Origin of the sequence: Mammaliicoccus stepanovicii (assembly GCF_002902525.1) — a bacterium.
GTDB classification, from domain to species: Bacteria; Bacillota; Bacilli; order Staphylococcales; family Staphylococcaceae; genus Mammaliicoccus; species Mammaliicoccus stepanovicii.
On sequence record NZ_PPQZ01000079.1, the window covers coordinates 1 to 6,298 of the forward strand.

4 protein-coding genes are annotated in these 6,298 nt (G+C 32.0%); 1 reads left to right on the forward strand and 3 read right to left on the reverse strand.

Translation table 11 applies throughout. The features are described from left to right. Window positions 1–3,126 (reverse strand): efflux RND transporter permease subunit (locus CD111_RS09935; RefSeq protein WP_103268503.1); only part of this gene is annotated, 3,126 nt, incomplete at its 3' end. 116 nt (window positions 3,127–3,242) lie between these two features. Next, on the reverse strand, window positions 3,243–4,496 hold the full coding sequence (locus CD111_RS09940) for a lipid II:glycine glycyltransferase FemX (RefSeq protein WP_095086310.1): 1,254 nt from the start codon (window positions 4,494–4,496) through the stop codon (window positions 3,243–3,245). Between the two features lie 124 nt (window positions 4,497–4,620). Here CD111_RS09940 and CD111_RS09945 point away from each other — a divergent pair, with 124 nt between their 5' ends. Continuing rightward, window positions 4,621–4,872 (forward strand): hypothetical protein, encoded by a 252-nt coding sequence (locus tag CD111_RS09945; protein ID WP_095086307.1) that lies wholly within the window; start codon window positions 4,621–4,623, stop codon window positions 4,870–4,872. Window positions 4,873–4,875: 3 nt separating this feature from the next. Here the strand turns inward: CD111_RS09945 and CD111_RS09950 are convergent, their stop codons facing one another. Next, window positions 4,876–6,072, reverse strand: a complete 1,197-nt coding sequence (locus tag CD111_RS09950) for a putative multidrug effflux MFS transporter TcaB (RefSeq protein WP_095086304.1) — start codon at window positions 6,070–6,072, stop codon at window positions 4,876–4,878. Window positions 6,073–6,298: the final 226 nt, after the last annotated feature.

Consider the following 6,298-nt stretch of genomic DNA (forward strand, 5'->3'; position numbering starts at 1 on the left):
CTTACGTACTGTACGTTTAAATACTTTCTTTTTAAATTTCATAATAATTTCATACGAAATTGGTACGACCAGTAAAGTTAACAACGTAGACGATATAAGTCCACCTATTACTGTAATAGCTAATGCTTTTGAAATTAAGACAGAGCTTCCACCACCAAATAATAATGGTACTAATGCACCGATTGTTGCAATAGCCGTCATCAATATTGGTCGCAAACGCGTTCCGGCTGCTTCTAATAATGCTTCTCTAGTCGTCATACCCGCTTGTTCCATATTAATAACTCGATCAATTAATACAATTGCATTTGTAACAACAATACCAATTAACATGAGCATACCAATCATACTTGGTACAGAGATTGTCTCTTGTGTTACAAGTAAGCCTGCAATAACACCAATAATTGATACTGGTAATGAGAATAATATTGCAAATGGCGCAAGTCCACCTTTAAATGTTAATACGATTACAAGATATACAATTAATATTGCAGCTGCCATAGCTAACACTAATTGCTGAATTGCTTCATTAATATCATCATTTGTTCCGCCAACATTCACATCTACATCACTTGGCGCATCTACTTTTGATACTTTCTGATTTACATCAGTTGTAACTTTTGCGACATCATCTGCAGTAATTTTACCTGTCACTGAAACTGAAATTTTATCATTTTCTCTTGTAATTGTATCTGGAGATTTAGATTTTTCTAGTTTCGCAATATCGCTTAATTTAACTTCTTTACCCATTGGTGACGCCAATTTTGTATCTTTTAATTTTTCTTCTGTCCAATTATTTTTTTCTTGCTTAGTTAATTTCACATCAACCGACTTACCATTGTCATTTAATTTAGTCACTACTTTTTCTTGTGTCGTTTGACTAAGTGACATAGCAATTTGTCCTGCTGAAAGTCCTAATTTACTTGCTTTTTCTTGATCAACTTTAATGTCATATTGATCATATGATTTAGAAAGATTTGAACTTACGTTTTCAATTCCTTTTACTTTTTTCATTTCGGATTCTACATCATTAACAGTTCCTCTTATTGCATCTGTTGAAGAACCAGAAACTTTAACAGCTACTTCGTTAGATGTTCCACCAGTAGAAAAGTCTTGTTGTTTCCACTCACCTCTATGTTTCATTTTTCCAAGGTGATTCATCACTTCTTTGCCTACTGAATCCCATTTTGGTGTATCTTTATCATACTTAACCATTAAAGCCATATCATTTTTTGCTGATGGATTAAATGGGTTTTCTCCACCTACACTATACTGTACAAAATCTACATTCTTATCTTTAGATAAGTATTTTTCTGCTTTTTCACCTTGTTTAACGACATCTTCTTCTTTTTCCCCAGGAGATGGTTTGTAAGTTAAGGCAAGCATCTTATCTTCGCCAGTGTCTATAAATGATTTACCTATATATGGTGTAAATACTAAAGCGAAACTACCAATCACTAAGACTATGCTTAACACTATGACAATCCATTTATGATTTAAATTCCAATTTAGGAATCGTTTATATTTATTTGCTAACCAGTGACCTTTATCCTTCTTCTCTTTCTTAATTCCATTTCTAAAGAAGATATGAGAAAGCACAGGTACAATAGTTAACGCAATTAATAATGATGCTAATAAACTGAACGCAACTGCCATAGCAAATGGTCTAAACATTTCCCCAATTTGACCTGTAACAAATGCCAATGGTAAGAACACAACGATCGTAACAATTGTTGAGGACATAATTGGAATAAACATTTCTTTCGTTGCACTCGTAACTAATTCTGCACCTTTAAGTTTTTCAGTTTGATCCGACATCCTTCGATGAATATTCTCTATAACAACAATAGAATCGTCTATAACACGACCAATTGCTACGGTTAATGCACCTAATGTTAAAATATTCAGTGATACATCGAATGTTTTTAATCCAACGATTGCAATTAATAATGACATTGGTATCGATACAATTGAAATAAGTGTCGATCTAATATCTCTTAAGAAGAACATTATGATAATGACAGCAACTATAGATCCAATCAATGCTTTTTCGACCATAGTTGATACAGAATCTTTAATTGTAGATGCTGTTTCCATTAATTGTACTGATTTAATGTTCTTATGTTCATCTTTGTATGCTTCAACTTCTTTGTCTACTGCATCAACAACATCTACTAAATTGGCATCTTGTGATTTCGTGATTTGTAGAGCGAGTGCATCTTTACCGTTTGTTTTTGAAATTGATTCACGTGTTTTTTCTTTTTTGATATTGGCTATATCTGATAGTTTTACAGATTTAGGACCTTCTGAAGCCCCGTCACCACCTTGTGGTGAAGCTTGTTGACCGCCTTGCGGTGAGTCTTGTTGACCACCTTGTGAGGCACCAGTTATTGGTATTTGTAATTCATTTAATGCTTTTATGGATGTGAAACGACCATCTACGACAATTGATTTCAAATTATCTCCAAAAGTATATAACCCTAATGGTGATTCTTTCGTTGCACCATCTAGAAATTGCAATACTTGATCTTCAGTCAATCCACGTTTTGTAAGTTCTTTCTGCTTAAACTCCAAATTAACTTCGTTAAGTGTTTGCCCTGATAATGATGCACTTTGTACGCCGTCAACTTTTTCTAATTTAGGAATCAATCCTGATTTTATTTGTTTAGTTGCTTTTTCTAAGTCGTTGTTTTTATCTGAAATTGAATAACTAACTACTGGGAAGGTGTTCATAGACATGCGACTCATTTCGGGGTCTTGAGTTCCTTCAGGTAAATCAAGTTGATCTAATTGCTTTCTTAATTCTGTTTCTGCCTTGTCCATGTCTGTTTGATATGTATATTCTAATGTTATTGAAGAGGCATTTGCGAGTGACTGACTGGTTACATTTTTAACACCTTCAAGATTTTGAGTTTGTTTCTCGACCGGCTCAGTAACTTTTTCAAGTACATTCTCTGGTGTTGCACCAGGATATGGTGTTGTAACAGTGATGACTGGTGTTGTAACATCTGGTAATAATTCTAATTTCATTTTAAAAGCAGAGTAAATTCCTCCTAATAAAATGATGAGTGTCATTAACAGAATAGCGAACTTGTTATTCAGTGAAAACTTTATCATTTTTTGAACCACTAATCTTCCCCCTAATTTCCATTTATCTTTCTATTCTATATCAATTTGATAGATTATCCTATCTTTCTCGAAAAAAACACTAAAAATTTACGATTTTTAGTGTTTTTAAAGTTATGTTATTTCTTGATTTTCTTTTCAATTTTTCTCTTATATGCACTTACTGCTGGTTTTACCCTTTCAATTGCTGTATACAATGGTTTATTCATAACATAATCGAACTCGCCGATTTTTTCACTTAAATAAGTTCCCCATACACGTTTGAATGCCCATAAACCATAATGTTCATGATCTTGATCTGGATTATTGTCAGTTCCACCGAAATCAAACTTCGTGGCACCTTTCTCTTTAGCAAATCTCATCATCTCTATGATCATACGGTGGTTAGGTAAAAACTCACGATATTCATTTGAAGATGCACCATACAAGTAATATGATTTTTTACCAGAGAAAATTAAAATTCCTCCAGAAAGATAAACACCATCTGGATTTTTCTCTTTTAAATCTTCCATTTCTTGAATACGTTTTTCAAAGTTGCCTAATTTTTCGTCTGCATCTTTAATTTGATTGATAACTTTCTTTGTTTCACGTCTCTCTTTAAGTCTCGCTTTCTCATCTAGAAGCGCGTCTCTTTCTTTAAATAAATCTTTCAACACATGATCAGGTACTACTTTAACTAAAAATAGTTCACAATCACCATTTGGATGCAAGTGGTCATAAATATTTTCGAAATAAGATACATCTCTCGTTAAGAAATTATCTCTTTCACCCGTTTCTTCCATTATCTTAGAAAATATTTTCAAGTCATCACGGTTACCAATAATAAGTTCAGTACCTCGTTTTAAAGAGTTTCTGACACGTGAACGATTTCTTTTATCGAAACTTTGCATTAAATCTTCATCTGATTGATCAATTTTAGTAATCATAGTCATACGTGGTTGAATATATGATCGACTTAAACCATCTTCAAACCCTTTATGTTGAAATCCTAATCCAGTTAAAAATTCTAATACACCTTCAGATTCGTCAACTTCAATATCTGGATCAATTTTGATTGCATAACTTTTTTCTTTTCTAGCCATTTCTTTAGATAATTCAAATAGAACTTTAACTGATGTCTCATCTTTGTAATCTACTACAAAACCTCTAGAAATGTAACAAAGTGTGTAGGGTAATTTAGGAACTTTTTTAAATAGTAACTGAGCTACACCTGTAATTTCTTCACCATCACCTACAGCAATACGGCGAGAATACCAACCTGTAAGCTTTTTAGATTCTGCCCAACTTGTAAGCTGCAACATATCACCATTTGGATGTTGCTTTACAAATTCGTCATGTTGCTCATGCGTGATATTCATTTGTTTAATTGCCATTTATAAATCTCCTTTTAGTCAATTCGTTATTTAATTATACTATGAATCACTACTTAATTTCACGTAAAACCATAGCATTTGTTATACTTACTTTATAAATTCAAAACAGTTAGGATTGAAACATGTGAGACAAATACTACTTCTCTTATTTATTATAGTCAATGCAATCATGATAGGCATAAGCCTAAACGTAGATTTTGATACAAACTTCTTGAGTTATAGAATCATTCTTGTTGCCTTTACATTTTTATTAAGTATTGTTTTCATTTTAGAAAATGCAAAAAAATCAATTCTTATTTTGGCAGTGATTAGCACATTGTTCGCATTAGGACATCTTGGTTTTATCATAAAGAATATGTACTTAAATATTTATTAAACTTCACGTTCTAAAAACACGTTTATTAATTAAAAACAAAATAATTAATATTAAAGAAACCACAACTATTGTGATGATATACGGTAATACGTCATGTTCACCTTTTATACCTACTAAAGGTGAAACTAAACCACCAAAGGCAAATTGAGATAATCCTAATAAACTTGATGCACTCCCAATTCCGCCCTTGTTATGTGACATCGCAATTGAAAAACCTGTCGTTCCAATAGCTGCAACTGGACTCACTAATATAAAGAATCCAATCATTAATAACCATATTGGCCACAGATTAAGCAACGTAATAGAAACAATAATAACACCTAATATTTGTATCATTCCGAATACTCTCATCAACGTATGTTCATCATACTTATCAACTAATTTATTAATAAGTTGGCCAGAAAGGATTAAGCCTAAACCATTAAATGCAAACATCCAGCTAAACATTTGTGGTGAAATATGATAAATCGATTGCGTAATAAAAGGAGAAGCAGATATGTAACTAAATAGTAATGCATAAGTACATCCTTGTATAAATAGCGGTAATAAGAACTTTGGGCTTTTTAATAGTAATTTAAAATCTGATAAAATTTCACTTATTCTACCTGAGGATCGTCGATTTTCAGGTAGTGATTCCGACAATTTAAATAATGATAATCCAAACATAACCATCCCAAATATTGTTAATATAATGAACACCGTTTTCCAAGTTGAGAATGCTAAAATTGCACCTCCCATGACTGGAGCTAATATAGGTGCTAAACCATTAACAAGCATCAACACAGCTAAAAACTTAGTTAAAGCTTTTCCTTGATATAAATCGCTCGATATTGCCCGGGAAATAACAGCTCCCGCACCACCAGTAAAACCTTGAACAAACCTTAATGCCATTACAACATAAATATTCGGTGCAAACACACATAATATAGATGCAATCGCATAAATTGCTAATACGATGATAAGTGGTTTTTTTCTACCTACAAAATCTGATAGTGGTCCAATAAATACTTGTCCAATAGCTAACCCTATCATGAAAAGCGTTAACGTCAATTGCGTATTAGATGTTGTTGTACTATAGTCCTGACTAATTTGCGGTAATGCTGGCAAATACATATCAATCGATAATGGTCCAAATGCTGTTAATAACCCTAATATAATAATTAAAAATAATGATGGTTTAGCCATCTTTTGTTCAGTCATAAAGTTTGCTCCTTTTATTTCTCTTAAAAACAGTATATCAAAACTCTCAAAATTATAACTAAAAAACAAGAAGAAAAATAATTTGAATCAAACCAAGATTTTAACTTATTCATCGTCAAACTCAATAACTATATATAGTTATAAAAAGAGTTATTTCTTAATATCATTAATTTCAAATATTAATTCAATATTTAAATATACTGTTAAATAAATGTTAATTTTTACC